The sequence below is a fragment of the Paenibacillus rhizovicinus genome (assembly GCF_010365285.1).
Classification (GTDB): Bacteria; Bacillota; Bacilli; order Paenibacillales; family Paenibacillaceae; genus Paenibacillus_Z; species Paenibacillus_Z rhizovicinus.
The window spans coordinates 6,654,969-6,680,866 of record NZ_CP048286.1; the positions used below are offsets into that span (position 1 = coordinate 6,654,969).

The following is a 25,898-nucleotide window of genomic DNA, read 5'->3' on the forward strand; positions in this document are numbered from 1 at the left end:
CTGCTATACTTACTCCAATATGCAAACAGGCCGATGATGAGTATCCAACTCGGAGGCGCTGCGTACAGAGCCAGGCATGACGAATGCCGCGTTCTCCAAGCAGTCCGGCACCGTGCCGTTACCCGCGGAACCGAGAGAGTCAATTGCGATTGACTAATTTGGGTGGCACCGCGAACGCGTTCTTCGTCCCATTATGATGGGACGGGAGCGCGTTTTTTTGTTACCTAATAAATGACAATCGAGGAGTGTTGAACATGTTGGAAATCGGTTTAGTACGGGAACGGGCAGCGGACATACAGGAGGCGGCAGATCGGAAGGGGATTGCGCTGTCGATCGCCGAGCTGTTGTCGGTGGACGACCGGAGAAGAGCGTTGAAGCGTGAGACGGAAGAGCTGCGCGCAAGCCGCAACCGCAGCTCGAAAGCGGTCGAGGGGCTGATGCGGGAAGGCAAACAGGAAGAAGCGGAGCAGGAGAAGCGGCAAGCGGCAGCGCAGCTGGCGATGCTTAAGCAGGCGGAGGAACAGTTCCGGGAAGTCGAACAGATATTCAACGTGCTGATGCTGCAGGTGCCGAATCTTATTTCCCCCGATACGCCTCAAGGCGCGAGCGATCGCGACAATGTGGAGGTGCGCCGCGAAGGCCGGCCGCCGGAATTCGCATTCGAACCGCGCAGCCATGTGCAGCTTGGGGAGTCGCTCGGCATCGTCGATATTCCGAGAGGCGTCAAAATTGGCGGCACTAGGCAGTACGTGCTGAAGAACGGCGGTTTGCAGCTTCACCGCGCCGTGCAGCAGCTGGCGCTCGACCTGCTGTTGAACAAAGGCTACGAGCTGCTGGACGTACCGGTCATGGTCAAGGAAGGAACGATGATTTCGACGGGGTATTTTCCGGGGAATCGCGATCAGAGCTATGGCATCCAAGGTGAGGATAAATGGCTGGCCGGAACGTCGGAGGTGCCGCTCGTATCGTACTACGGCGGCGAAATCGTCGATTTGAGCGCGCCGAAGCGGCTTGGGGCGGTAAGCGCCTGCTTCCGCAGCGAGGTCGGATCGGCGGGCAGAGACGTGCAGGGGCTTTACCGCGTCCATCAATTCGCCAAGGTGGAGCAGGTCGTCATCTGCAAGGCCGATCTCCCGGAAGCGCTGGACCACCTGGAGCGAATGACGGCCAACAGCGAGGAGCTGCTGCGGCTGCTCGAGCTTCCCTACCGCGTCGTAGCTGTCTGCAGCGGCGATCTGTCGCAGAAGAATTACAAGCAATACGACATCGAGACATGGATGCCGAGCCGAGAGAGCTATGGCGAGACGCATTCGGCGTCGCTGCTGCTCGATTTTCAGGCTAGACGATCGAATATTCGTTACCGGGACGAGGACGGCCGGCTTCGGCACGCGTATACGCTGAACAATACGATGGTCGCAACTCCGCGCATTCTCATCCCGCTGCTCGAGAACCACCAAAGGCAAGACGGCTCGATATACATTCCGCCGGCGCTCCGGCCGTACATGCGAGGCATCGACATGCTGGGTCCGGATAATCAAACGAAGTAAAGGGATAGCTCCTCCGGGCGATTGCAGGTATACTACAAGAGAAAGCACTTACATTTCGCTGGAAAATGAGAGGAGCTCTGTAAGATGAATGTGGGAAATATTGCGCAGACGGCGAACGCCATCCGCGCGAACGTAAGCAAAGTCATCGTCGGCAAAGAAGAAATTGTGGATCAATTGATTATTGCGATTTTGGCCTCTGGCCATGTCCTGCTGGAAGACGTGCCCGGCACGGGGAAGACGCTGCTTGCCAAGGCGGTAGCGAAATCGATCAGCGGGGAATTCAAACGAATTCAATTCACGCCGGACCTGCTTCCGTCGGATTTGACGGGCATTCATTTCTATAATCAGAAGCTGGGCGAATTCGAATTCAGGCCGGGTCCGTTATTCGCCAATATCGTGCTCGCCGATGAAATCAACCGCGCTACGCCGCGCACGCAGTCCAGTTTGCTGGAATGCATGGAAGAACGCCAAGTGAGCATCGACGGCACGACGCATGAGCTGGGTCGGCCGTTTCTCGTCATAGCGACGCAGAACCCGGTGGAGCAGCAGGGGACGTTCTCCTTGCCGGAAGCGCAGCTAGACCGGTTCCTGTTCAAGTTGAAAATGGGATATCCGACGACCTCGGAAGGCATCGCGATCATGAAGCGTTTCATGGCGGACAGTCCGCTGGAGCAGCTGGTTCCGGTCGTGACGACATCGCAAATCGAGGAAGCGAAGCAGCAATACACGAGCGTGCAGGTGACCGAGGAGCTGCTCGGTTACATGCTCGCGATCGTGGAAGCGACGCGCAAGCATCCCGACGCGGTGTTGGGCGCGAGTCCGCGAAGCAGTCAGGCTTTGCTGCGCGCTTGTCAAGCCAGGGCGGCGATTCAAGGCAGAGACCACGTTCTGCCCGACGACGTCAAAGCGATGGCGGTACCGGTTCTGGCGCACCGGATTTCGCTGCGAAGCGTGCAGCGGATGCGTCCCGAAGCGGCGGAGAACGTGATACACAGCATCTTGTCCTCGATTTCCGTGCCAGCAGACGAGCCGCTTATCAGCCGGGCTTAAACGGCCTGCGGAGGGAGGTAAGCCATGGGCATACTTTGGTATATCATTAGCGCCGTCATCGTTATTTTTCTTCAGCGTTTCTTATTTCGCTATTACGGCATGCGCAAAGTCAGCTATTCGCGATCGTTCAACGTGCAAACCTGTTTCGAAGGCGATGCCATCGAGATGGTGGAGAAACTCTCGAACGGCAAACTGCTCCCGGTTCCGTGGCTGCGCGTGGAATCGCTGCTTAACGCGGGACTGAAATTCGAGAGCGACGCCAATTTCGCCGTCAGCAACGGAGAGCTTTTTCAAAATCACCGCAGTTTGTTCAGCTTGATGGGCAATAAACAGCTGACGAGGAGACATGTCGTACACGCCGCGCAGCGGGGCTGTTATCGGATCACGGGCGCCTCGCTGACGTTCGGCGATTTGTTCGGCTTGTTCAGCACGTGGAAGTCCATTCCGCTGGAGGTTGAACTGCTCGTCTATCCATTGCCTGCTGACCGCAGCTTGATTCAATTGCCTTCACGAAGCTGGCAGGGAGATATCGCGGTGCGGAGATGGATCGTGGAAGATCCGTTCGCCATCAGCGGCGTTAGGGAATACCGTCCCGGCGATCCGCTCAAGATGATCAACTGGAACGCGACGGCGAGAACGGGAAACATGCAGGTTCACCGGCGCGATTATACGGCGGATTTTCGGCTGATCGTGGCGTTGAACGTCGAGGATCACGCCGGGATGTGGCATAACGTCACCGATACGTCCGTCATCGAGCAAGGAATTCGGCTTGCGGCAGGCATTATGCAATTGGCTACGGAACAAGGGCTTGAAACCGCTTTCGTATGCAACGGCCACGATATGGACAAACCGGGCGAAGTCATGGTTACGGAGCGGGGCGGCGGGCACGAGCATTTGAATTATGTGTTCGGGCAGATGTCGAAGCTGGTCATTGCCCGCACGCTGCCGTTCCACACGATGCTGGAGCAGCTCTCGCCTGAATGGGGAGAGCGCAGCGACGTCGTCGTCATTTCCGCGTTCATCAGCGAAGACATCGAGGAGATGATGGGGCAGCTTCGAAGAGACGGACATGCAGTCGATTGGCTTCCCATCGCGGAGAAGGAGGCGGAAGCGGTATGAGCCTCAAACTGCGCCGATTAATCGGCAGCCTGCTTATTGCAAGCGTGCTGGAACTGATGCTCTTCTTCCCGATCGTGCTCGCCGAGTACATTTGGATGCCTCCGGGTACGCTGTCGTTGGCCGCGGACGCACTGCTGCTGCTAGTCTTGTATTGGCTGGGCTACGGGATCAACGCGCTGCTGAAGTTCAAGCATCCTTTTCCGAAAATCCTGCTTGCCGCATTGGTCTCCGGGGCATGCGGCATCGTGCTGCTCGGCGTATCGAGTTGGAGCATCATCCTGATGCTGCTTGGCGTATTCGCCGTCTACCGGGGCACCAGGCTTCCGGGCGCGCCGCTTGGAATGAGGCTGATGTCGCAGGATTTCATTATCGGCGTCATCTTCTACTTCGTCGTAGCGGTCGTGAACAACGTTAACGGCGAGTTCGACGATTACCGGACGGTGTTCTTGATCGCGGGCGTCTTGACGCTGTTCGCCGCGCTGTTCCTGACCAACCGCAACATGGTCGGCCGGGAGACGCTGTCCGGCGCGGAGAGACCTATGGTGGAACCTTCCGTCAGACGAAACAATCGAATCTTCGTCGGCTTCGCGATGATCGTGACCGTGCTGATCTCTTTGGCCATCCAGCTTCAGCAAGCGCTGAGCGATGCGTTTCACTCCGTCCTCACCTGGCTGATGGATTTGCTCAAGTACCACGGCGCGCAAAGGGACGTACCGAAGGAAGAAGTCAAGCCGATCGAGAATTTCATGCCGCCGGCCGAAAGTCCGCCGAAGAATTGGGCTTGGCTGGACTATACCATGTACACCATCGCCGCGATAATCGCGATCGCACTCTTATACGTCCTTGCGCGTAGACTCAATCGTCTGCCCGGTTGGCTGAAGGAGCTGCGCAAACGGTTCGTCGCCATGTTTAAAAGGGACAAAGGCGTCGCGGCACGCGGCTACGTCGACGAGATCGAGCGTATCCGGAAGAAAGAAGGTTCGTTCCGCAGGCTCTTCGGCCGGTCGAAGGAAGAACGGTTGAAATGGAAAGATTTGAACGACAACGAATCCCGGGTCCGCTATCTCTATCGCCGCTGGATCGGTAATGCCGTCAAGAAAGGTTTCGCGCATCAGCCGCATTTAACGCCGCAGGAGATTCAGCGCAAGCTGGACGGGGAGCGCATCGAACATGTTTCCCCAGCCGTTACGGAATCGCTGATTCGGCACTATCAACAGGTACGATACGGAGCCGGGAAGCTGAGCGACGAAGAGCTTCAGAAACTGGCGGCACAGCTGGGACAAGTGAAATCGTAGCGATGCGGCCCTGGCATACATAATTATCCATGGACGGGGTATGCTACAGCAGAGCAATCCGTTGCATACCGAGGAGGGACGTCCATGAATAACGATCTGTCAGGCCAATCGGCCAACAGCCAGCAGTTATCGTACGAACAGTTTCAGGAGCAGGTAAAGCTGAAGCAGGAACAGGAAGCGCAGCGTGCCAAGGAAGCGCTCAAGAGCGCGGGGCTGGACCAGAAGTCGCAGCACTTGCAGTCCATCGTTCAAGCGCTGTACGGCGTAGAGAAGGAACTGCAGCTGGCGGAAAACCAAATTCAAATGCAAATGGATGCGCAGAAGCGCCAGATTCAGCTCATTCAGCAGAAAATCAATCAAGCGATGGCGCAGGTTCAAGGTTCGGTGCCGAGCGTCGGCAACTCGCAGTCGATGGCTCCGAACTATATGCAGTAAAGCTGGAAATAACGGACGAATCCTTCTTGCTTCCCGGACCAGGGCGGCGAGAAGGATTTTTTGTCGCGTCAAAACGACGAATTTATGTTATTTAATTTAACTCATATCTAACATTTGCGTTCACTAATGAGGCGTTATGTAATATAATATAACATAGATAACTAAGATGATACCGTTATCCGCATAGCCGCGCACTTGACCGCTGTCCGCCATGCGGCGGAAATCGGGGCGGAAGAAAGGCTGGTTACGTATGAAAATCGGAGCGGTTTATTTGGCAGCCGGCTGCAGCCGGCGGATGGGCGAGGCGAAGCTTCCGCTTGAGCTGGCGCCTGGCGTAACGGTCGGAAGCCGAGGGCTGCTGGAGCTGCGGCGGTGCGGGTTTCAGTCGACCGTTGTCGTGGTGCGGCCTCAGGACCCGTTATTGTGGTTGTACGACAGAACAGGCAGCGGCGCGAAGCTTCCGAAGTTCCGGATTTCGCCCTGCAAAGATGCGCGGGAAGGGATGTCGCGATCGATCCGGCATGGGGTGCAGGCGTTGCTGCCCGAAGAGCCGGACGCCGTGCTGCTTGCGCTGGCCGACCAGCCTTTCATCTCCGTGAGTATGCTGCAGCGGCTAGTCTCGGTTTATCGAGAAGATCCGACGGTTGATTTCGTCGCGAGCGGGTACGGCGGTATCGCGGCGCCTCCGGTTATTTTCAGCCAGTCGGTATTTCCGCAGCTATGCCGGCTGGAAGGCGACGCCGGAGCTTGGAGCGTGCTGCAATCGCCCGATTATCGGGGGAAGGTTGTCCGTTATGCGGCGGAATGGTCCTTCATCGATGTCGATACGCGAGAACAACTGGATAAAGCCAGGCGATTATGGTCGCGCGTGCATGCAAGGGCAAAATGAACGTTAGACAATGAACGAATAGACGATAGACGATGAACGATGGGCGTTCGCAAACAGCGAGCGAGTGCAGCGATAGATCAAAGGAGGGAAGCCCCATGAATCTGCATGAATACCAGTCGGGATTTCCATGCGCGAGCAAGAAAGGATACCGGCCGGCAGGTACGGCCTGGGAGGCCTCTTTATGACGATCCAATTGTGGCAGCTGAACACGTTAAGCCGCGAGATGTTCGTCGCGCAGCTCGGTTCCGTATTCGAGCGTTCGCCATGGGTGGCGGAAAGCGTCTGGCAGCTGCGCCCGTTCCATTCCGTGAACGAGCTGCACGAGGCGATGATGCAGGCGGTGATGGAAGCGCCGGAAGAGAAGGCGATCGCGCTTCTTAGGGCCCATCCCGATCTGGCTTCGCGCGCCGCGATGACGACGGATTCTATCGAGGAACAGCGACCGGCAGGCCTTGACGCATTGACGCCGGAAGAATACGACCGATTTGCCAGTTTGAACGCCGCTTACGCGGAGAAGCATGGATTTCCGTTTATAATCGCCGTTCGCGGGAAGACGATAGAAGATATTTTGGCCGCGATGGCCATGCGCTTGCAGCATGACGGGCAGCGGGAACTTAGGCAGGCGCTGCTTGAGGCTGGGCGCATTGCGGAGCTTCGGCTGCACGGGCGCATTGAAGAATAACGCCGACAAAGGTGTTAACGTCATGCATGCTGAAATTGAGCAGCCGCAGCGCACTTTCTTATTCTTATGAGGAAGGTGATGTGCTGATTAACCGGATGTATGCCGGCGCGTTTGCTTTGCAGTCTTTGCCTTGGAATGCTAGAGTGTTATGCATACCGATATTCCCCCAAGGAGAGGACTGAAACTGTGAGCAAACCGCCTGCAACACATGTGCATGCTTATTATCAGCATGCGGAGGAAGCGTTTCGCGAACTGCCTGACGCGATCGGGCAGCTGGAGCGGCTCCGAGATGCTTTTCGCAAAGCCGACGAGGATTTCCTCGCCATCGAGATGAAATCGATGATCGCCAGGTTGGAAGAAATCCGGACGCTGCTGGGCGAAGGGCCGCAAGGCTGATTATGATTATGTATGCCATTGTAAAGCCATACCGGAGAGACATTCCTGATTAACGGGAGTGTCTCTTTTGCTTTTGCCGTTGCTAGAGCTGCTGCTTGCCGATTCTAACTCCAACCGTACGCTGCAATAGCAATCTACCAATTCGTTATGGGAAGCTGCCCTCTCCAATTGCGCCAGCAGTACATAGAATAGAGGAATGGAAGAGTAGAGGAGGCCTACCTTTGCCGGTATTGGACACAGGACTTCTGTATAATCGGGAAAAGCGGCGTACGGCGAGTTTGAACATCAGCATTTTGAATCGGGGCCGACAGCGGGCGAGGGCCGTCATCCAGCTGTATACGATTTGGAATGGCGAGCATGGCGACGGGGCGGCCGGTCTGGAGAAGGGGTTCGGTTCCGTGCAGACGGAAACGCTCGGGAACGTGGTTCTCGGTCCCGCCGGTCGTTCGAAATGCATGTATTCCGTGATGCGCGAGGTGCTGCTGCTGCCTGTGTTCGGCATTCGCGTGACGGTCAGCGGAATGGCTGCCGGAGAAATTTCCGCTTCGATGGCGGAGCTTGACGAGTCGGGCAGCGTGATCGATCAGCAAGTATTGACGCCGCAGTCGGCGAATACCGACGACCTGCTGCATGCTTACGTGGCCAACCACACTCACCACACGCTGACCGTCATTCAAACCGATACGAATGCCAGAGTGGCGACCGTTAAGCTTCCGGCGGGAAGCAGCCCGCGGATGCTTGATTTCACCCCTGACGGCAGGGAGGTCTACGTCGTCTGCCAAGGCGATAAGACGGTCAAAATCATCGATACGCTCACGCACGAAGCGAGCGGCGAATTGTCGTTCCCGCAGGAAGCCGTGCCGCTTGCGCTGGCGGTGTCCCCCGTCGGCGCGAGAGTTTACGTGACAACGGTCATTCAGGATTACGTCGCCGTCTACGATACCGATTCCAGATCGCTGATCAAGCTCATTCCGCTTCCGCGCGGCAGCGATCCGTCGGCGCTCGCCGTATCGCCGGACGGCAAGAAAGTGTATTGCTGCATGATCAATCGCGGCACGATCGCCGTCATCGACGCTGAAACGCTAACGGTATCCGTGACCGTCAAACTGCCGCGCGGGTCTCATCCCTCGTCGGTGGCGCTTACTCCCGACGGCGCTTACGCCTACGTATCCGACAGTCATCATGATCGCGCCTATTGCCTGCAAACCGCTACGCATACCGTGATCGCCACCGTGCAATTGGATGCCGGGAGCGAACCGCAGCAGCTGCTCATTACGCCGGACGGCTCGCTCGTTTATTTGGTATGCCGGGGTTCGGACGAGATCGTAGCCGTCAACATGACGCGCAACGAAATATTGACGAAGATCGAGCTGCCGAAAGGAAGCAACGCGAGCGGCATCGCCATTACCGCCGACGGACTCAAAATCTATGTCACGATCCTGACGTTCGGCTATGTCGCCGTGATCGAGGTGGCCAGCCAGCTGCCGATCGCCATTCTCCCGACGGGGAGTTTCCCTTCCGGCGTGGCGATTACGCCGATCCTGCTGCATGGTTAGCACTGAACAGCACAAAGCCGCAGAGGCATGGCTTGCGCCTGCTTCTGCGGCTTTGCGTCGGTGTCGGCTAGCGGCGCGATAATCGCGTGCAAGCGGCGTGCGAACGGTGCATATGTATGCCCTCCACGGCCGATTACTCGCCGAGCGGCAGCCATTCGAGCACATGCTGGATGTATTCATCCCAGTATGACCATTGGTGGTCGCCAGGCGCTTCGACATAGGTGAGAGGGAGGCCCAGCTCCTGCGCATGACCGCGGAATTTGACGTTGGCGTCGTACAGGAAGTCTTCCGTCCCGCAGTACTGGTACAAGCTTGGGATCGGCTGGCCGGATTCCTTCAACGTTTGCGCGGCCAAGAACAGGTCGTTCGGCAGCGCGTTCGCCGCTTCGGCCGATCCGAAGATGCGTTTGAAATCGGCGGGCGCATGATTCTCGAACGAGGAGATGTCGAGCGCTCCGGACAAGCTTGCGGCAGCCGCGTATTGCTCCGGTTTATTGAGCGCGAGCTTGAATGCGCCGTAGCCGCCCATGGACAATCCGGCGACGAAATTATCTTCCCGCCGGTCCGACAGCGGGAAGAAGGAACGCGCCAGCGCCGGAAGCTCCTCGCTGATGAACGTCCAATAATCGCCGCCGCCGCTCGCCATATTGGAATAGAAGCTGCGGTTCACCGCCGGCATGACGACCGCCAGGCCGAGCGAAGCGACGTACCGTTCAATGGACGTGCGGCGAAGCCAAATGGTATGATCGTCGGACAAGCCATGCAGCAGATACAGCGTTTTATGCTTGGTTTGCGTCGCTTTCGACGTCATGCCGATTTGCGATTGCGCGTTTTGAGGCAAGATAACGTACATCGAGCTGGAAAGGCCAAGCACATCGGAATAGAAATCGCACTGGATAAATGCCATGATCGAGAGAGCCTCCTCAAGGATGGGATTGGAAAGCCGCGGAATTCCGCAGTGGCTGCAAGTCCGCTCTTTCTATTGTACACGTCCGGCATGGAACATAAAGTGATATTTTATCGAAAGGGAGGTCCCGGTTATGAATTCATCTGCCTTGGAACAACGGCCGGCATTCGTCACGGACGAGCTTCTCGCCAAGCTGCAGGCTTGGAAAATCAAAGACGTCCTCGTCTTGCAGGGCGGCGAACGGCTGTGGGAATGGCATGAGAAAGGCGCGGATCGGCTGGGCGCGGTCTATTCGTGCACGAAGAGCTTCGTATCGGCGCTAATCGGCATTGCCATCGATAGAGGCAATATTACGAGCGTGGAGGAGCCGGTGTCGACCTATTTCCCTTCGCTTGCAGACGCAGAGGACGCGAGATACGGCGAAATGACGCTGCGCCATCTGCTAACGATGACTTCTGGCCTCGATTGGCCGGATTTCGATAAACCGTATTGGCAGATGAAGCGCTGCGACGACTGGGTCGCGTTCATCCTGTCGCAGCCGATGGCTCATCATCCCGGAAGCGCGTTCGCCTACAACACCGGCGGCTCGCATCTGTTGTCGGCGATCTTGACGCAGGCGACGGGGATGTCGACGTTTGATTTCGCGCAAGCGAATTTGTTCGGCAAGCTGAACTTCCGTAAACCGAGATGGAACAGCGCGTCCGGTATCCACGAAGGAGGAGCGGGCCTGCATCTGACCGTTTGGGATATGGCGAAATTCGGCCAGCTGTACTTGCAGGGCGGGGAATGGGAAGGCGAACGCATCGTCTCGCGATCGTGGGTCGAAGCATCGACGACTTCCCATCATAAAGGGCTGCAGCATTACGATCCGCCGATCTTCGGTGAATACGGCTATCATTGGTGGGTCTCCGATGCGGCGCATAACGGCACCGTGGATTGTTATTTCGCCAAAGGCTACGGAGGACAGTTTATCTTCGTCGTTCCTTCGCTCGAGCTCGTCGCGGCTATCCGGAAGGAACCGGACGGCAAGCGAAACGCCATGTACGCCAAACAGCTGCTCTTCCAGCATATCGTACCGTCCTGTTCATAATCCGTTCATGATCCGTTGGTATCTTGGTTTCAACAGCAAGCCAACTATGCGTTAACGGAGACGAAAGGATGGAATCGTATGAAATCTTCACGCGATACAAAGCAAGACGATAATCAATCCAGCCCAAAAAAAGGCAGCTGGAAGCTGTTTCTGAAGCTGCTCAAAAGGACGAAGCCGTCCAAAAGCCTAATCGCGACCGCGGTCGCCATGAGTTTGGCGGGAACGCTCATTTCGCTCATCATTCCGTTGTTTACGAAGAAACTCGTCGACGGCTTCGATATCAGCAGCTTGTCCTTTCAACAAATCGCGACGTTCGGCGGCGTGTTCATTCTGCAGGCGGTCGTCAGCGGCTTGTCGATGTACATGCTGAATGTTGCCGGTCAGCGGGTCGTGGCGAATCTGCGGGATCAGCTCTGGAGGAAGCTGCTGAGACTGCCGGTATCCTATTATGACAACAACCGGACAGGCGAGACGATCAGCCGAATGACGAACGACACCGGCGTCGTGAAGCAGCTCATCGCCGAGAATTTCACCGGGTTTCTCACCGGGATTATTTCCGTCATCGGATCGATCGTCGTGCTGTTCTATATGGACTGGCAGATGACGACCGTCATGCTGGCCGTCATTCCGGTTGCGGCGCTGTTCATGGTACCGCTCGGCAGGCAAATGTATCTCGTCTCCAAAGGGCTGCAGACGGAGACGGCGTCTTTCACCGCGACATTGACGCAGGTGCTGTCCGAAATTCGCTTGGTGAAATCGATGAATGCCGAGCCGCGCGAGTATGAGGCGGGAGAAAAGGGAATCGCGGGGTTGTTCCGCTTCGGCCGCAAAGAGGCCAAAATCCAGGCCTTGATCGCGCCGCTCATGTTCTTCGTGATGATAATGCTGCTTGTCGTCATCGTCGGCTACGGCGGGATGCGGGTATCGTCAGGCGCCCTAACGGCGGGCGAGCTTGTGGCGTTCATTTTGTACCTCATGCAAATCGTCATGCCGATGTCGCAAATTTCCACGTTCTTCACGCAGTTCAAGAAAACGGTCGGCGCCACGGAACGGATCATCGATATTCTCGACGCGTCCGAAGAAAACCATGATGCGGGCAAGCCGGTCGAGAAGGCTGACCAAGCGATCCGTTTCGAGCAGCTGAGCTTTGGTTACAAGGACAGCGAGCCCGTGCTGCACGATTTAACGTTCGATGTGCTGCCCGGCAAAGTATCGGCGATCGTTGGACCGAGCGGGGGCGGCAAGACGACGCTGTTCTCGCTGCTGGAACGGTATTATGAACCGACGGGCGGCAGCATCAAACTGGGTTCGGACGACATAGAAGACTACTCGCTGCGTTCCTGGCGCAAGCAAATCGGCTATGTATCGCAGGAAAGTCCGTTGATTGCAGGCACCATTCGCGAGAATATTTGTTACGGCATCGATTATGAGGTCGGTCAAGAAGCGCTTCGGCACGCGGCGGAAATGGCGTACGCGCATCACTTTATCAGCGAGCTGCCGCAGGGGTACGACACGGAAGTCGGCGAGCGCGGCATCAAGTTGTCCGGCGGCCAACGCCAGCGGATCGCAATCGCGAGAGCGCTGCTGCGGGATCCGCAGATTCTGATGCTGGACGAGGCGACGTCCAGTTTGGACAGCAAGTCGGAAGTGGTCGTGCAGGAGGCGCTCACGAACCTCATGGCGGGAAGGACGACGCTCGTCATTGCGCACCGGTTGTCGACCGTCGTGGATGCGGATCAGATCGTGTTCGTGGAGAAAGGCCGGATGACGGGCAAAGGCACGCACGAAGAACTGCTGGCAACGCATCCGATGTATCGCGAATTCGCAACGCAGCAGCTTCGGCTGAGCGGGCAGAATGCCGAATCGGCGCAAATCGGATAGCGTTCGGCGAAGGGGAAGTTGGATCGTGGGAACGAAAAAAGAAACTTATCGGGCACCGTTTAAATCGGCCGGATAAGTTTCTTCTTATTCTCACTGATAATTATTATCATCGTTGGTTATACTACCGATAGACAGACATCGGACCGCCTTCTAGGAAAAGGCGGCCCGATGCAACGATTAAATTTTCGATTCGAATGTTTTGCAGTCTGTTTCTTCGGAATTGTTCGCTTGTTTACCGCGATTGCTGACTACGTAAATCGAGGAAGCGTTGCATTGATTGCCCGCAGCCCAATATTTGCACGAATTCACTTCGCATAACACGTCTTTAGCCATTGGTTGTATTCACCTCCATCCTCCGTTTAGGATGGGCGTTTTTGCATGCCTTTTATACCCCTTCGCCAGAAGATTGTTGCCGGATCCCCTTGGCTGCCGCTATCATTAGAGAAAACGAAGAGCGCGCAGACGGGCGGTCGGAAAGCGGAATGAGGGTAACATGCGTAAATTATTGGAATGGATCGCGTACAGCGCGATTATGGGCGGACTGACGGGAACCGCTTCGGCGCTTTTTCTGGCGGGGCTGGATCGGCTGACGGACGTAAGAACGAACCAGCCATGGCTGCTGTGGCTGCTGCCTCTCGGCGGCGCGCTGGTAAGTCTGATTTATAAGAACTACGGCGCCAATGCGGGCAAAGGGAACAATCTGATCGTGGAACAAATCCGTGCCGGCGATGAACCGGCCGAACGGTACGAGCGCGTACCCGCGATCATGGCGCCGTTCGTGCTGCTGGGCACATGGGCAACGCATCTGTTCGGCGGGTCCGCCGGGCGGGAAGGTACGGCCGTTCAAATGGGCGGTAGTCTCGGAGACGTTGTCGGCCGGCTCGTAAAGGCGGGAGGGAGCGATCGGCGGATGCTGCTGATGTGCGGCATCAGCGGCGGTTTCGCCTCCGTATTCGGGACGCCGATGGCAGGGGCGGTATTCGCGCTCGAGGTGGTCACGATGGGGCGATGGATTTCGCCCCGCATGATCATTCCTTGCTTGATTGCGGCATTTACGGGCGATTACGCGACACGCGCTTGGGGCATCCATCATCTGCATTATTCGATGGGCGCCATCCCGCATTTCTCGTTGTCCGTGCTGTTGAAAGTACTGGTAGCAGCCATTCTGTTTGGTTTCATGAGTTTGCTGTTCACGCTCGGCATTTCCTACTTGAAACGAGGCATGGCCCTCGTCGCTTCGCATGCCAGCGCGAGAAGCTTCATCGGCGGGTTCATCGTCGTCGGCCTCGTCTATGCCGTCGGATCGAGGGATTATCTGGGCCTAAGCCTGCCGCTGCTCGTTCAAGCTTTCCAAGAGCCGTTGTCTTCGCTAGCCTTCCTGTGGAAAACGATTTTTACAGTCGTTACGCTGGGCAGCGGATTCATGGGAGGCGAGGTGACGCCGCTGTTCGTTATCGGCGGAACGCTCGGCAATGCCTTGGCGCCGCTTCTTCATCTCGATCTGCCTTTTCTGGCCGGACTTGGCTTGATCGGCGTATTCAGCGGCGCGGCCAACGCGCCGGCGGCTTGCTTCTTCCTCGGACTGGAGCTGTTCGGCTTGCACGGAGCGGGCTATATGGGCGCCGTTTGCCTGGTCAGCTATATGTTCTCCGGCCATGTGGGCATCTACAGCTCGCAATTGGCAGGCGTGAAGCGGCCGCGTTACTTCGTCCGGGTGCCGGGGCTTGCCTTGCTGGCCCGTTGGCGCAAGGATTGATTGACTTTAACAGGTTGGTAAATAAAACGGCCCGCTGTGCAGGCAGCTGTCCGGTCGCGGCCGGAGCACGGCCACGGCGCATGCTAAGCATGACCAGAGCGCAGCTTTGCACTCCCAAAGAATATTTTGGCGGCCACAGGAGCCGCTATACGTATGAAAATGGGGTTATTAACGAACGAGCGGCCACAGAATCCGCTATTATCCTAAATAATCACCGCAAACCAGCTTTCTCATCTTAATAACGGATCTCCTGTCCGCCAACGGTTTCCATTACCAGCGGCCCCTTCGGCCGGCCATTTACCCGGTATACCTTCTCACTATGCAGGTCTTTCAAGCCGTGCAGGCTGAGTTGTCGGATTTACCTGACGCCGATCGCGTCAGGTTTTTTCTTTCCCGGCAATGCAAAAGCCTCGTCCCAATCGGAACGAGGCTTGGAAATGTTAGGGATACGAACGGGAGCGAGAGCGCTCTCAGGCGACTAAACGCGGCGAGCGAATGCGTAATGCGTTTTCCACCAGCCGGAGTTGATGGTGCTGATCGTAACGCCGGGGCTGCCGTACGTGTGAATGATTTTGCCGCCGCCGATATAAATGCCGACATGGTGAACCGGTTTATAGAAGAAAACAAGATCGCCCGGTTTCAGATTGCTTTTGCTGACGTACGAACCGACTTTGGATTGCGCTTTGGACGAGCGCGGCAGCGTAACGCCATGCATCGCGAAGACGCGTTTCGTGAACGAAGAGCAGTCGAAATAACGCGTAGTCGAAGTGGAAGCGCCGTATTTATAAGGTCTGCCCATATATTGTTTAGCGGAAGAGATAATGCCCGAAGCTTTCGAAGCAGAGATTGCCGCGTGCGCCGGCGTGGCTTGAAGCACGGCGGTGCCGCCCAGGAGCAGCGAGAAGCTGACCGTTACGCTCATCATCAATTTACCGAATTTGTTCTTCATCATTTGTAGTTCCCCCTTGGTGTACGTGCATGATCGTATTCATGTTTATGGATAAATGGCCGCATGTCCCCAGGACTTTTAACCTAATCCAACTATACCACAGGATTTTTTGCCAACATTTACTTGCAACCTTTTGAATACAAGGCCTGCAAGGCTTTCGTGCGTTCTATGAGAATTCGATTAGAAATTCTTCATCTGCGAATATTGACAGCGCTTTACGAATACGATCTTAGATACACGATTGAAAGGGGCCGCAAACGATGACCGTTTTCTACCTCGTTAGCATGGCAGCGGTTACGGGTTTGTCCGGACGTTCGATCCTCTTCGCCTATCGGCGGCGCGCTGCGATCAGCTGCATGGCCGGGATGATGATCGCGATGACGGTCGGCATGATGCAAAGTCTTGCGGCGGGCACGATCGCCGGCATTCTGTACCCGCAAGATCTGGCGGTTTCCACGGCTGGAGCGGTGCTGCTCGGGATCGTATGCGGTTATCTGGCAGGCAAGCCCGTGAGTACGATGGCGGCTCTCGACGGCATGCTGGCAGGCATCATGGGCGGCATGATGGGCGCGATGCTGGGGGTAATGCTGGGCAGTCACGCGGGAATGATGGTCCTGTTCGTCGACGTAATTTTCGTATTCATACATATAGTACTGCATCAACTGATCCTGGAAGAAACGGTCTCGCTTCTTAAATCGGAGACATCGGAAACACAGGACAACGTCCAGGCTGGCACTGTTCTGCTCCATCCGTACGTATTCGGGCTTGCCGTATTCGTCATGGCCGCTGTATTCCTATACCAAGGCTGATGGAGCCGATTGTATACCCCCCTCAGGTATGATATAGTGAGAAAAAAAGGAGGGTGACGGGAATGGATCAGTCTTGCCACAGCGGAACGGACGTTCATGAAGGCCATGCGGCAGAGCGCAAGAGCTCGCACAGCCAAGAGACGAAGAGCAATTTGATATCGCGATTGAACCGGATCGAAGGGCAGATTCGCGGGATAAAAGGGTTGATCGAGAAGGACACGTATTGCGACGACGTTCTGAACCAAATCGCGGCGGCGCAATCGGCGCTGAACAGCGTAGGGAAGCTGTTATTGGAGCATCATATGAACAGCTGCGTCATCGACCGCATTCAGCAGGGCGACCACGAGGTCGTAAAGGAATTGATGGTCACGATGAACAAACTGATCAAATAACGAGAAGGCCGGCAGCGAAATCGGGGTTGCAGGGTCTTTTTTTTGTCTATTGAAATACCCCTATGGGGTATGTTATAGTGGACATACGGAAGATACCCCATGGAGGTATACGGCAGGGAAAGGGATGGTTAGCCATGACGAAGCAAACGACGACTTTCCAGATAAGCGGCATGACTTGCGCGTCGTGTGCGGCCCGGATCGAGAAGGGGCTTAATCGGATCGAAGGCGTCTCGAATGCAGCCGTGAATTTAACGATGGAGACGGCGCGGGTGGAGTTCGACGCCGAACTGACCGGTCCTGCGGCGTTGATGGATAGAGTCGATTCGCTCGGTTTTAAGGCGGAGCTTCATAAGGAAACGGAGCTCCCCGGCAAGTCAGCGGAGCTGAAACGGTTGCGTATGCGTTTCTATATCGCCGCGATCTTGTCGCTGCCGCTTCTGGCCGCGATGGCGGGACATTTCGAATTCTTGTCCTTCCTTGCGCTGCCGGACTGGCTGATGAACCCGTGGTTCCAGCTCGCGCTGGCAACGCCGGTGCAGTTCTGGATCGGCGGACCGTTCTACGCCGGCGCGTATAAAGCGCTTCGCAACCGCAGCGCAAATATGGATGTGCTGGTCGCGATGGGAACATCGGCCGCGTATTTATACAGCTTCTATGAGACGGTGGCATTCGCAGGGGACGGCATGCATAGGTTGGAACTGTATTATGAAACGAGCGCGCTGCTCATCAGCTTCCTGCTGCTTGGCAAACTGCTGGAGTCGCTCGCGAAAGGCCGTACTTCGCAGGCAATAGGCGCGCTTATGGGCTTGCAAGCCAAGCATGCCAATGTCGTTCGCGATGGACAGGAGCTCAGACTCCCGCTTGAAGAAGTAATGCCGGGAGATCTCGTTCTCGTGAAGCCGGGCGAGAAGATTCCCGTGGACGGCACGGTTGTCGGGGGCAGCTCCTACGTCGACGAGTCCATGCTGACCGGGGAGAGCGTGCCGGTCCGGAAGGAAGCGGAAGACCGCGTCATCGGTGCGACGATGAACGGGAAGGGCGCGCTGACGGTTCGAGCTGTCAACGTTGGCCGAAACTCCGTGCTGGCGCAGATTATTCGCGTCGTAGAAGAGGCGCAGGGATCGAAGGCGCCGATCCAGCGAATCGCGGACGTTATCTCGGGCATATTCGTGCCGATCGTTATCGGCCTGGCCGTCGCGACTTTCTTGCTGTGGTACTTCGCCATCCGTCCAGGAGAATTCCCGGATGCGCTCCGCACGGCCATTGCGGTGCTGGTCATCGCCTGCCCGTGCGCGCTCGGCTTGGCGACGCCGACCTCGATCATGGCCGGCTCCGGCCGCGCTGCCGAGCTCGGCATCCTGTTCAAGGGCGGCGAGCATCTCGAGCGGGCTCACGGCATCGACGTTATCGTGCTGGATAAGACGGGCACGGTGACGGAAGGCAAGCCGCGCCTGACCGATCTGGAGCTTGAGCCGGACTTCGAGCCCGCTCCGCTCCAAAGCTGGATCATGGCGGCGGAGGGCAGCTCCGAGCATCCGCTCGCGGAAGCGATCGTTGCCGGGCTGCGCGAGCGAGGCAGCGTGCCTGCCGCGGAGGTGGAGCATTTCGCCGCCGTGCCGGGATACGGCATCGAGGCAGTCGTTGAAGGCCGCGCGATCGTCATCGGCACCCGTCGGTTTCTGTTGGGGCGCGGCATCCCGATAAGCGATGCGAAGCTTGAACGGCTCGCGGCGCTTGAAGCGGAAGCCAAGACCGTCATGCTGGCAGCCGTCGACGGCGTCTATGCCGCAAGCATCGGCGTTGCGGATACGATCAAGCCGACGTCCCGCTCGGCAGTATCCGCATTGAAGGCGCTCGGCCTGGAGGTTATGATGGTAACAGGCGATAATGAGGCAACGGCGCTTGCGGTTGCAAGGCAGGCCGGCATCGAGCATACGCTGGCCGAAGTGCTGCCGGAAGGCAAAGCGCATGAAGTGAAGCTGCTGCAGGCGCAGGGCAAGAAGGTGGCCATGGTCGGCGACGGGATCAACGATGCGCCGGCGCTGGCGGCGGCGGATATCGGAATCGCGATGGGCACCGGCACCGATATCGCGATGGAAACGGCGGACATTACGCTGATGCGCGGCGATTTGAACGGACTTGCCGATGCGATGGATCTCAGCCGCCGGACGATGTCCAACATCAAGCAGAACCTGTTCTGGGCATTGGCTTACAACGCGGTCGGCATTCCGATCGCCGCGGCCGGGCTGCTGGCGCCTTGGGTGGCCGGCGCCGCCATGGCGCTGAGCTCCGTATCGGTCGTGCTGAGCGCGCTTCGGCTGCAGCGGTACCGAAAGCAAGGAAAGCAAGAAATCGCGTAGGTTGGTTTGATTGTTTAGACGATTGTACTTATTTAAATCCATTCGAATCGAAGGAGATGACGGATCATGACAAGCGTAATCGAAGTGAAAGGCATGTCGTGCCAGCACTGCGTCAACAGCATCGAGGGCGCGCTCAAGAAGAAAGGCGTATCCGCCAAAGTCGACCTGCTGAGCAACCGGGTGACGGTTGATTTCGAAGAGAAAGCCATCACGATCGCTCAGATCAAATCGACGATCGAAGATCAAGGCTTCGATGTCGTCTCTTGATTAAGGGGCGCTGACGCCGAAAGCGACGTTATGCAGAGGCTAATCCGCAAAACGGGTTAGCCTTTTCTTGTGCTGTCGTGCTATGATTAAGGCTTGATTGGAGGCTCTCGAGAAGTGAATACGTATCCCTTTGAATTTGACCCGAAAGTGCCGTTTATCCAGCAGGCAAGCGACTGGATCGCGGATGTGTTTTATGAAAGGCTGCCCGAAGCGGGCTTCGAGCTGAGGGACGAGCAGATTTATATGGCGTTTCAGCTGGAACGCGCCTATAACGAGAAACGGACGATTTTCGCCGAAGCCGGCGTCGGCACGGGAAAGACGTTCGTGTATTTGCTTTACGCCATTAACTATGCGCGGTACACGCGCAAACCGGCGATTATTGCCTGTGCGGACGAATCGCTGATCGAGCAATTGGTGAAGCCGGAGGGCGATATCGCCAAGCTGGCCCGATACCTCGATTTGACGATCGATGCCCGGCTCGGCAAATCGATGGACCAGTATATTTGCCTGAACAAGCTGGACGATGCGCGCGGCGGACTGGACAGTCTGGAAGCGTTCGGAGACGTATATGCCTCGCTGCCGGATTTCGTGAACAGCCCGGGTGCGATGCAAGCGTTTCAGCCCTATGGCAACCGGAAGGATTATCCGCATCTGACGGACGAGCAGTGGGGCGCGATATCTTGGGACGTGTTCCAGGATTGCCTCGTATGCAGCCGCCGACATCGCTGCGGGCAGACGCTCTCGCGCGAGCATTACCGTAAAGCGGCGGATATCATCATCTGTTCGCATGACTTCTATATGGAGCATGTGTGGACGTATGAAGCGCGCAAGCGCGAAGGACAGCTGCCGCTGCTGCCGGAGCATAGCTCTGTCGTCTTCGACGAAGGCCATCTGCTGGAAACCGCCGCCCAGAGCGCGTTGACCTACAAGTTGAAGCACAGCGTGTTCGAGTCGATCATCACGCGCTTGCTCCAGGGGGAAATCCGCGAATCGCTGGCTGTCGTCATTGACGATGCGATCGAACAAAGCGAGAAGCTGTTCAGCCTCCTCGAGTCGGGCAGCATTGCCGTCGAAGCCTCGGACCGCCGGGAGGTTCCGCTTACCCGCGAGCTATTGAACGAACTGAATCGTTTCAGCGCATTGCTGGGCGGCATCGAAGAAGAACTCGTCTTCGAGAGCGGCATGTACACGATCGACGCCTATCAGCTTACGATCGTGGAAGAGCATCTGGAGATGCTGCAGCTGGCGCTTCGGCTGTTCAAGGAGCCGGAAGGACTCATATCGTGGGTGGAAGAAGACCGGGACGGAACGACGCTTGTCATTATGCCGAAGCTCGTCAAGGAAGTCTTGAAGGAGCGCGTATTCTCGAAACAAATACCGGTCGTGTTCTCTTCCGCGACGCTCTCCGTAGGCGGATCGTTCCAATATATTGCGGACAGTCTAGGCATTGAGGACGCGCTGAGCTTCTCCGTCGCTTCGCCTTACGATTACGAGGACCGTATGCGTACCGCCTATGCAAGCGAGACCGATCGCGCGGTTAAGCTGGACCTGGCGCTTCAACGGCTGCGGCTGTCGGAAGGCCGCGCGCTCATTCTGTTTCCGTCCAAGGAAGAGCTGCACCGGTTCCAAGCCGACATTGCGGGCAAACCGGAATTCTCGGCTTATCGTTTCTTATTTGAAGGCACCGCGGAGATCAGCCATTTGATCGCGGATTTCCAAAATGACGAGCAGAGCGTGCTCTGCGCCCTTACCTTATGGGAAGGCTTGGACATTCCGGGACCGTCGTTATCGCATGTCATGATGTGGTCGCTGCCTTTCCCGCCGCATGACCCCGTCTTCACCGCGAGACGCCGCGAATCGGCCGATCCGTTCGGACAGGTGGACATGCCTTACATGCTGCTCCGCCTTCGCCAAGGGCTAGGTCGTTTGATCCGCAAACGCGACGACGAAGGAATCGTGACGATTTTCGGCCGCGAGCTGGAGGATGCTTCGATACTTGCGCAGGTCGAGGCCGTTCTGCCGCAGGGCGTAACGCTCACTAGCTTGACACGGCCGTCGAATTGACATCTAAGTTGGAGGCTCATACAATTCAAGTAGAATGATAGAAAAGGAAGGGAAGCGAATGACACAACCGGTTAAGAAGACGGCGTACAAAAGCCAGCGCAAGGCCGAGCAAGAACGGCTGGAGAAGCAGCGCAAAACGATGAGAAAATTGATTTGGGGGACGTCGATCGTCGTCGTGCTCGGCATCATCGCCGCGATTATTTTCACGCCGAAGTCGGATCCGACGGATTTCGATTATGCAAGCCTTCCGGTTCTCGGCCAAACCGACGCTCCGGTCAAAATCGTCGAGTTCGGCGATTTCAAATGCCCGGCCTGCCAATATTTCAGTCAACAGGTGAAGCCGCAGCTGGAGAAGGAATATATCGATACGGGCAAAGCAGCCATGTATTTCATGGATTTCCTGATCATCGGACCTGACTCCGAGACTGCCGCATTGGCCGCTCATTCCGTGTTCCATCAGAATAACGACGCGTTCTGGAAGTATTACGACGCGCTTTACAAGAACCAGCCGGACGAGAAGCTGAACTGGGCGACGCCGGATTATCTGCTGCAGCTGGCGAAGGACAACAAGATCGACGTCGATTACGACAAGATGAAGACGGATATCGAGGATAAGACGTACATCAAGGAAGTCGACAAAGGCTCTTCGACCGCGCGCAAAGCAAACGTGCAATCAACGCCTACGCTGTTCATCAACGGCAAGGAATATAAGGGCGACTTCTCCAACTACGGACAGTTGAAGGAAGCGATTGATAAAGCACTAGCGGCAGATAAGGCCGAATGATGAGAAAGTCGCCTTTTCTCGCGTTTTTCCAGAGGTACGCCTTGTATTTCGCATGGGTCGTATCGATTGTCGCGGTAGGCAGCAGCTTGTACTTAAGTGAAATCATGAAATTCATTCCATGCAATCTATGCTGGTATCAGCGGATCTTCATGTATCCGATCGTCATTCTTCTCGGAATCGCCTGCTACTATCAGGACCGCAAAATCATCCGGTACGTGCTGCCGCTCTCCGTTCTAGGCGGCTGCATTTCCTTGTACCATTACCTGGAACAGCAGATCCCGGCATTGGCCCGGGCGATACCGTGCACGGTAGGCGTACCCTGCAGCGAAGATTATTTGGACTGGTTCGGCGGACGCGTCACCATACCGCTCCTCGCTCTGATCGCCTTCATCCTGATTACCGCACTGCTCATTAACGGCGTTATGAAGGAAGAAGACCGTGACCAAGACGACGAAGAAACCGAATTCGCTTCTGCATAATTTCGTCGAATCGGATACCCAAGGCTGTCTAAGCCGTCAGAAATGACGCTTGGCAGCCTTTTTTTACGACTTCTCCCAGCAATGTCGAATGAAGGGACGCCTAAATATGAAGATTATGAGGACATTCGTCACATTATTTGTTCCTCCCAATTAGTTCTGTTATCATGGATGGATGAACAATATGACGGGTTATAGGAATAAGCAGAAGTGAGTTGAATTCCCGTTGTACAATTATTGATGGAGGTAGCCGTTAATGACAGCAGACAGTATTGACCGCAAGTCGCCATGGGAGCTCTATTACGGTCCGAACCTAGGGTACATTGAAGAAATGTACGAGCGCTTCCTGCGCGATCCGAACGAAGTAGATGCCGCCGTTAGAGAATTATTCGAGAAGTGGGGACCGCCGCCGTCCGTAACCGCGGGCAGCAGCGCAAACGTATCATCACCTTCGAAGGCAACGACGGACGGTTCCAATAGCATTAAAACTTTCGATCCGAACTATTTGAAGAAAATCGTCGACGCCGGCAAGCTGGTCCGCAACATCCGCACGTTCGGCCATTTGGCCGCCGATAACGATCCGCTCGGTTTGACGCCGCTGCCGGACACGAGATTGATCGAGCAAGCGACGTTTAAATTGACCGACGAGGATCTTGAAGCGATTCCCGCATCGCTCATCTGGGAAGAAGCGCCGGGATCGATCGTGAACGCCAAGCAAGCCATCAAGCACTTGAAGGACGTATACACGAAGTCGTTCGGCTTCGAATTCGCCCATATCCATGAAATAGACGAGCGCACCTGGCTGCGCCGCCAAGCCGAAATCGGCATGGCAAGCAAGCCGATGACCGCCAATGAGCGCATCGCGCTGCTCAAGCGTCTGATCGACGTTGAACAATTCGAAACCTTCCTGCACCGCTCGTTTGTCGGTCAGAAACGTTTCTCGATTGAAGGAACTGATACATTAGTACCGATGCTGGACGAAGTCGTGAGAGAAGTGGCTCATGACGGCGCACGGCATATTCTGATGGGCATGGCGCATCGTGGACGTCTGAACGTACTGACGCATGTGCTTGGCAAATCGTATACGACCATTTTCTCCGAGTTCCACCACTCGCCGAACAAGGACAAGGACCTGTTCCCGTCCGAAGGCGCGATGGGCATCAATATCGGCTGGACCGGCGACGTGAAATACCATTTGGGCGCGCATCGTTCCGTGAAGGAAGGCGAGACCGTCGAGACGCGGATCACGATGGCCAACAACCCGAGCCACTTGGAATACGTCAATCCGATCGTCGAGGGCTTCACGCGCGCGGCGCAGGACGACCGTTCGAAACCTGGCTATCCGGTAGCGGATCTGGGCAGCGCGGCGGCCATTCTGATTCACGGCGACGCGGCGTTTGCCGGCGAGGGCATCGTGGCGGAAACGCTCAACTTCAAGAAGCTGCCCGGTTACGAGAACGGCGGTACGATCCACATCATCGTAAACAACCGTATCGGATTCACGACGGAGAGCCGGGACTCCCGCTCTACGTACTATGCCAGCGACTTGGCTAAAGGCTTCGAAATTCCGATCGTGCACGTCAGCGCGGACGATCCGGAAGCTTGTATCGCCGCAGTTCGCATCGCTTGCGAATACCGTCAGAAATTCCGCAAGGACTTCCTGATCGACATGGTCGGTTATCGCCGTCACGGCCATAACGAAACGGACGATCCGGAAACGACGCAGCCGCTGCTGTACCAGAAGCTGCGCAAGCATCCGGTAGTAACCCGTATCTACAGCGAGAAGCTGAAGGAGAAAGGGCTGCTCAGCGAGGAGCAAGTCGAGGGTCTTCGTCAAGAAGGACTGTCGAAATTGCAAGCCGCGCTGGATGAAGTCAAAGGAAATGATAAAGCCTATAAGCAACCGAAAATGGACGATGCCGGCAGCAAACGCCGCAAGAAAGACATCGTCACTTCGGTTCCGATGAAGAAGCTGGCCGCGATCAACGAGGAACTGCTCAAGTGGCCGGACGGCTTCAAAGTGTACGAGAAGCTGGAACGGATTCTGATGCGCCGCGCGAATACGCTGGAGCCTGGCGGCAAGGTCGATTGGGGCCAAGCGGAGGCGCTTGCGTTCGCGACGATTCTGTCCGACGGCACGCCGATCCGGCTCAGCGGCCAAGATTCCGAGCGCGCAACGTTCGCGTTCCGGAACATCGTGCTCCACGACGTCGAGAATAACAAGACGTTCTCGCCGATGCATACGCTGCCTCAAGCGAAAGCTTCGTTCGGCGTCTACAACAGCCCGCTGGCAGAAGCGTCCGTGCTCGGCTTTGACTATGGCTACAACGTCTTCTCGCCGGAAACGCTCGTTATTTGGGAAGCGCAATACGGGGATTTCGCGAACTGCGCGCAAGTTATCATTGACCAGTTCATCACGGCTGGCCGCGTGAAATGGTCGCAGAAATCCGGTCTGATCATGCTGCTTCCGCACAGCTATGAAGGCCAAGGGCCGGAGCACTCCAGCGCAAGGCTGGAACGGTTCCTGCAGCTGGCCGCGGAAGACAACCTGACGATCGTCAACATGACGGCGGCATCGCAATATTTCCACCTGCTGCGCCGTCAAGCCGCGATCTTGAATACGGACGAAGCGCGTCCGCTGATCGTTATGGCGCCGAAGAGTCTGATTCGGAACCCGAACGTTGCGTCGGATCCGTCCGAATTCACCGATGGCACCTTCAAGCTGGTGCTTGAACAGCCGGGTCTCGGCAAGAAAGCGGACAAAGTGGAGCGCTTGATCTTCTGTACGGGCAAAATGGCCATCGATCTGGAAGCGGCGCTTGAGCTCAAAGACGGCCAAGCATCCGAATCATGGGATTGGGTGCATATCGTTCGCGTCGAGCAGCTGTATCCTTTCCCGAAAACGGACGTCGAGCAGATCATCGCGCGTTACCCGAACGTGAAAGAAGTGCTGTGGGTACAAGAAGAGCCGCAAAACATGGGCGCTTGGAACTATATCGAACCGCGGATCCGCGCTCGCGTAACGAACGAAACTTCCGTGCGCTACATCGGCCGTCCGAAACGGTCCAGCCCGGCAAGCGGCTTCCAATACATTCACAACATGGAGCAGCAGCGGATTATCTCCGTCGCGCTCAATAAAGGCAAACTCAATTAATTTCCTGATTCATCTAAATTAGATTCGGCAAGGAGAGAAA

23 protein-coding genes are annotated in these 25,898 nt (G+C 56.4%); 20 read left to right on the plus strand and 3 right to left on the minus strand.

Annotated elements, in window-relative coordinates; translation table 11 throughout:
• Positions 1 to 254 precede the first annotated feature (254 nt).
• The 9 genes from serS to GZH47_RS29740 all read left to right on the plus strand — a co-directional run bounded on the left by serS (position 255) and on the right by GZH47_RS29740 (position 8,969).
• Positions 255 to 1,547, plus strand: coding sequence for a serine--tRNA ligase (gene serS / locus GZH47_RS29700; protein WP_162644710.1), 1,293 nt, complete (start codon positions 255 to 257; stop codon positions 1,545 to 1,547).
• A gap of 84 nt (positions 1,548 to 1,631) precedes the next feature.
• Positions 1,632 to 2,597 carry an AAA family ATPase gene (locus GZH47_RS29705; protein ID WP_162644711.1) on the plus strand — a complete coding sequence of 322 codons (966 nt, stop codon included), beginning with the start codon at positions 1,632 to 1,634 and terminating at the stop codon, positions 2,595 to 2,597.
• 24 nt (positions 2,598 to 2,621) lie between these two features.
• The gene (locus GZH47_RS29710) at positions 2,622 to 3,716 is read left to right on the plus strand and encodes a DUF58 domain-containing protein (protein WP_162644712.1); all 1,095 of its coding nucleotides are present in this window, start codon (positions 2,622 to 2,624) and stop codon (positions 3,714 to 3,716) included.
• Positions 3,713 to 5,011 (plus strand): DUF4129 domain-containing protein, encoded by a 1,299-nt coding sequence (locus GZH47_RS29715; RefSeq protein ID WP_162644713.1) that lies wholly within the window; start codon positions 3,713 to 3,715, stop codon positions 5,009 to 5,011. Before GZH47_RS29710 ends, GZH47_RS29715 begins: the two co-directional genes overlap by 4 nt.
• A gap of 84 nt (positions 5,012 to 5,095) precedes the next feature.
• A complete protein-coding gene (locus GZH47_RS29720; protein ID WP_162644714.1) occupies positions 5,096 to 5,446 on the plus strand; it encodes a hypothetical protein in 351 nt (116 codons plus the stop codon).
• Between the two features lie 250 nt (positions 5,447 to 5,696).
• Positions 5,697 to 6,335, plus strand: coding sequence for a nucleotidyltransferase family protein (locus tag GZH47_RS29725; RefSeq protein WP_162644715.1), 639 nt, complete (start codon positions 5,697 to 5,699; stop codon positions 6,333 to 6,335).
• A gap of 181 nt (positions 6,336 to 6,516) precedes the next feature.
• On the plus strand, positions 6,517 to 7,017 hold the full coding sequence (gene uraD / locus GZH47_RS29730; protein WP_192043561.1) for a 2-oxo-4-hydroxy-4-carboxy-5-ureidoimidazoline decarboxylase: 501 nt from the start codon (positions 6,517 to 6,519) through the stop codon (positions 7,015 to 7,017).
• 186 nt (positions 7,018 to 7,203) lie between these two features.
• Entirely contained in the window at positions 7,204 to 7,413 is a 210-nt protein-coding gene (locus tag GZH47_RS29735; RefSeq protein WP_162644716.1) for a hypothetical protein, read from the plus strand.
• Positions 7,414 to 7,634: 221 nt separating this feature from the next.
• The gene (locus GZH47_RS29740) at positions 7,635 to 8,969 is read left to right on the plus strand and encodes a beta-propeller fold lactonase family protein (protein ID WP_162644717.1); all 1,335 of its coding nucleotides are present in this window, start codon (positions 7,635 to 7,637) and stop codon (positions 8,967 to 8,969) included.
• A 133-nt stretch (positions 8,970 to 9,102) separates the two neighbouring features.
• On the opposite strand, the gene GZH47_RS29745 is transcribed toward GZH47_RS29740, so the two are convergent.
• Positions 9,103 to 9,876 carry an alpha/beta hydrolase gene (locus GZH47_RS29745; protein WP_162644718.1) on the minus strand — a complete coding sequence of 258 codons (774 nt, stop codon included), beginning with the start codon at positions 9,874 to 9,876 and terminating at the stop codon, positions 9,103 to 9,105.
• 133 nt (positions 9,877 to 10,009) lie between these two features.
• On the opposite strand from GZH47_RS29745, the gene GZH47_RS29750 reads away from it, so the two are divergent.
• Complete coding sequence (locus GZH47_RS29750; protein ID WP_162644719.1) at positions 10,010 to 10,966, plus strand: serine hydrolase domain-containing protein; 957 nt, start codon at positions 10,010 to 10,012, stop codon at positions 10,964 to 10,966.
• 78 nt (positions 10,967 to 11,044) lie between these two features.
• Complete coding sequence (locus GZH47_RS29755; protein ID WP_162644720.1) at positions 11,045 to 12,847, plus strand: ABC transporter ATP-binding protein; 1,803 nt, start codon at positions 11,045 to 11,047, stop codon at positions 12,845 to 12,847.
• A gap of 177 nt (positions 12,848 to 13,024) precedes the next feature.
• Here the strand turns inward: GZH47_RS29755 and GZH47_RS29760 are convergent, their stop codons facing one another.
• Positions 13,025 to 13,180, minus strand: coding sequence for a DUF1540 domain-containing protein (locus tag GZH47_RS29760; RefSeq protein ID WP_162644721.1), 156 nt, complete (start codon positions 13,178 to 13,180; stop codon positions 13,025 to 13,027).
• A gap of 160 nt (positions 13,181 to 13,340) precedes the next feature.
• On the opposite strand from GZH47_RS29760, the gene GZH47_RS29765 reads away from it, so the two are divergent.
• Positions 13,341 to 14,603 (plus strand): chloride channel protein, encoded by a 1,263-nt coding sequence (locus GZH47_RS29765; protein ID WP_162644722.1) that lies wholly within the window; start codon positions 13,341 to 13,343, stop codon positions 14,601 to 14,603.
• 478 nt (positions 14,604 to 15,081) lie between these two features.
• Here GZH47_RS29765 and GZH47_RS29770 read toward each other — a convergent pair whose 3' ends face one another.
• The gene (locus GZH47_RS29770; protein ID WP_162645518.1) at positions 15,082 to 15,552 is read right to left on the minus strand and encodes a C40 family peptidase; all 471 of its coding nucleotides are present in this window, start codon (positions 15,550 to 15,552) and stop codon (positions 15,082 to 15,084) included.
• 260 nt (positions 15,553 to 15,812) lie between these two features.
• On the opposite strand from GZH47_RS29770, the gene GZH47_RS29775 reads away from it, so the two are divergent.
• The 8 genes from GZH47_RS29775 to GZH47_RS29810 all read left to right on the plus strand — a co-directional run bounded on the left by GZH47_RS29775 (position 15,813) and on the right by GZH47_RS29810 (position 25,858).
• Complete coding sequence (locus tag GZH47_RS29775) at positions 15,813 to 16,361, plus strand: hypothetical protein (RefSeq protein WP_162644723.1); 549 nt, start codon at positions 15,813 to 15,815, stop codon at positions 16,359 to 16,361.
• A 62-nt stretch (positions 16,362 to 16,423) separates the two neighbouring features.
• Positions 16,424 to 16,753 (plus strand): metal-sensitive transcriptional regulator, encoded by a 330-nt coding sequence (locus GZH47_RS29780; RefSeq protein ID WP_162644724.1) that lies wholly within the window; start codon positions 16,424 to 16,426, stop codon positions 16,751 to 16,753.
• A 134-nt stretch (positions 16,754 to 16,887) separates the two neighbouring features.
• Positions 16,888 to 19,113, plus strand: coding sequence for a heavy metal translocating P-type ATPase (locus tag GZH47_RS29785; protein ID WP_225446272.1), 2,226 nt, complete (start codon positions 16,888 to 16,890; stop codon positions 19,111 to 19,113).
• A 66-nt stretch (positions 19,114 to 19,179) separates the two neighbouring features.
• Positions 19,180 to 19,380, plus strand: coding sequence for a cation transporter (locus tag GZH47_RS29790; protein ID WP_162644726.1), 201 nt, complete (start codon positions 19,180 to 19,182; stop codon positions 19,378 to 19,380).
• A 114-nt stretch (positions 19,381 to 19,494) separates the two neighbouring features.
• Entirely contained in the window at positions 19,495 to 21,444 is a 1,950-nt protein-coding gene (locus GZH47_RS29795; protein ID WP_162644727.1) for an ATP-dependent DNA helicase, read from the plus strand.
• Between the two features lie 58 nt (positions 21,445 to 21,502).
• Positions 21,503 to 22,228 (plus strand): DsbA family protein, encoded by a 726-nt coding sequence (locus tag GZH47_RS29800; protein ID WP_225446273.1) that lies wholly within the window; start codon positions 21,503 to 21,505, stop codon positions 22,226 to 22,228.
• A complete protein-coding gene (locus GZH47_RS29805; RefSeq protein WP_162645520.1) occupies positions 22,228 to 22,707 on the plus strand; it encodes a disulfide oxidoreductase in 480 nt (159 codons plus the stop codon). The genes GZH47_RS29800 and GZH47_RS29805 overlap by 1 nt, the downstream gene beginning before the upstream one ends.
• Positions 22,708 to 22,960: 253 nt before the next feature.
• Positions 22,961 to 25,858, plus strand: a complete 2,898-nt coding sequence (locus GZH47_RS29810; protein WP_162644728.1) for a 2-oxoglutarate dehydrogenase E1 component — start codon at positions 22,961 to 22,963, stop codon at positions 25,856 to 25,858.
• Positions 25,859 to 25,898: the final 40 nt, after the last annotated feature.

What these genes read in the sequence shown, in the direction of transcription:
- serS (WP_162644710.1), top strand. Translation starts at nt 255, where the DNA reads ATGTTGGAAATCGGTTTAGTACGGGAACGGGCAGCGGACATACAGGAG.
- GZH47_RS29705 (WP_162644711.1), top strand. Translation starts at nt 1,632, where the DNA reads ATGAATGTGGGAAATATTGCGCAGACGGCGAACGCCATCCGCGCGAAC.
- GZH47_RS29710 (WP_162644712.1), top strand. Translation starts at nt 2,622, where the DNA reads ATGGGCATACTTTGGTATATCATTAGCGCCGTCATCGTTATTTTTCTT.
- GZH47_RS29715 (WP_162644713.1), top strand. Translation starts at nt 3,713, where the DNA reads ATGAGCCTCAAACTGCGCCGATTAATCGGCAGCCTGCTTATTGCAAGC.
- GZH47_RS29720 (WP_162644714.1), top strand. Translation starts at nt 5,096, where the DNA reads ATGAATAACGATCTGTCAGGCCAATCGGCCAACAGCCAGCAGTTATCG.
- GZH47_RS29725 (WP_162644715.1), top strand. Translation starts at nt 5,697, where the DNA reads ATGAAAATCGGAGCGGTTTATTTGGCAGCCGGCTGCAGCCGGCGGATG.
- uraD (WP_192043561.1), top strand. Translation starts at nt 6,517, where the DNA reads ATGACGATCCAATTGTGGCAGCTGAACACGTTAAGCCGCGAGATGTTC.
- GZH47_RS29745 (WP_162644718.1), bottom strand. Translation starts at nt 9,876, where the DNA reads ATGGCATTTATCCAGTGCGATTTCTATTCCGATGTGCTTGGCCTTTCC.
- GZH47_RS29750 (WP_162644719.1), top strand. Translation starts at nt 10,010, where the DNA reads ATGAATTCATCTGCCTTGGAACAACGGCCGGCATTCGTCACGGACGAG.
- GZH47_RS29755 (WP_162644720.1), top strand. Translation starts at nt 11,045, where the DNA reads ATGAAATCTTCACGCGATACAAAGCAAGACGATAATCAATCCAGCCCA.
- GZH47_RS29760 (WP_162644721.1), bottom strand. Translation starts at nt 13,180, where the DNA reads ATGGCTAAAGACGTGTTATGCGAAGTGAATTCGTGCAAATATTGGGCT.
- GZH47_RS29765 (WP_162644722.1), top strand. Translation starts at nt 13,341, where the DNA reads ATGCGTAAATTATTGGAATGGATCGCGTACAGCGCGATTATGGGCGGA.
- GZH47_RS29770 (WP_162645518.1), bottom strand. Translation starts at nt 15,552, where the DNA reads ATGAAGAACAAATTCGGTAAATTGATGATGAGCGTAACGGTCAGCTTC.
- GZH47_RS29775 (WP_162644723.1), top strand. Translation starts at nt 15,813, where the DNA reads ATGACCGTTTTCTACCTCGTTAGCATGGCAGCGGTTACGGGTTTGTCC.
- GZH47_RS29780 (WP_162644724.1), top strand. Translation starts at nt 16,424, where the DNA reads ATGGATCAGTCTTGCCACAGCGGAACGGACGTTCATGAAGGCCATGCG.
- GZH47_RS29785 (WP_225446272.1), top strand. Translation starts at nt 16,888, where the DNA reads ATGACGAAGCAAACGACGACTTTCCAGATAAGCGGCATGACTTGCGCG.
- GZH47_RS29790 (WP_162644726.1), top strand. Translation starts at nt 19,180, where the DNA reads ATGACAAGCGTAATCGAAGTGAAAGGCATGTCGTGCCAGCACTGCGTC.
- GZH47_RS29800 (WP_225446273.1), top strand. Translation starts at nt 21,503, where the DNA reads ATGACACAACCGGTTAAGAAGACGGCGTACAAAAGCCAGCGCAAGGCC.
- GZH47_RS29805 (WP_162645520.1), top strand. Translation starts at nt 22,228, where the DNA reads ATGAGAAAGTCGCCTTTTCTCGCGTTTTTCCAGAGGTACGCCTTGTAT.
- GZH47_RS29810 (WP_162644728.1), top strand. Translation starts at nt 22,961, where the DNA reads ATGACAGCAGACAGTATTGACCGCAAGTCGCCATGGGAGCTCTATTAC.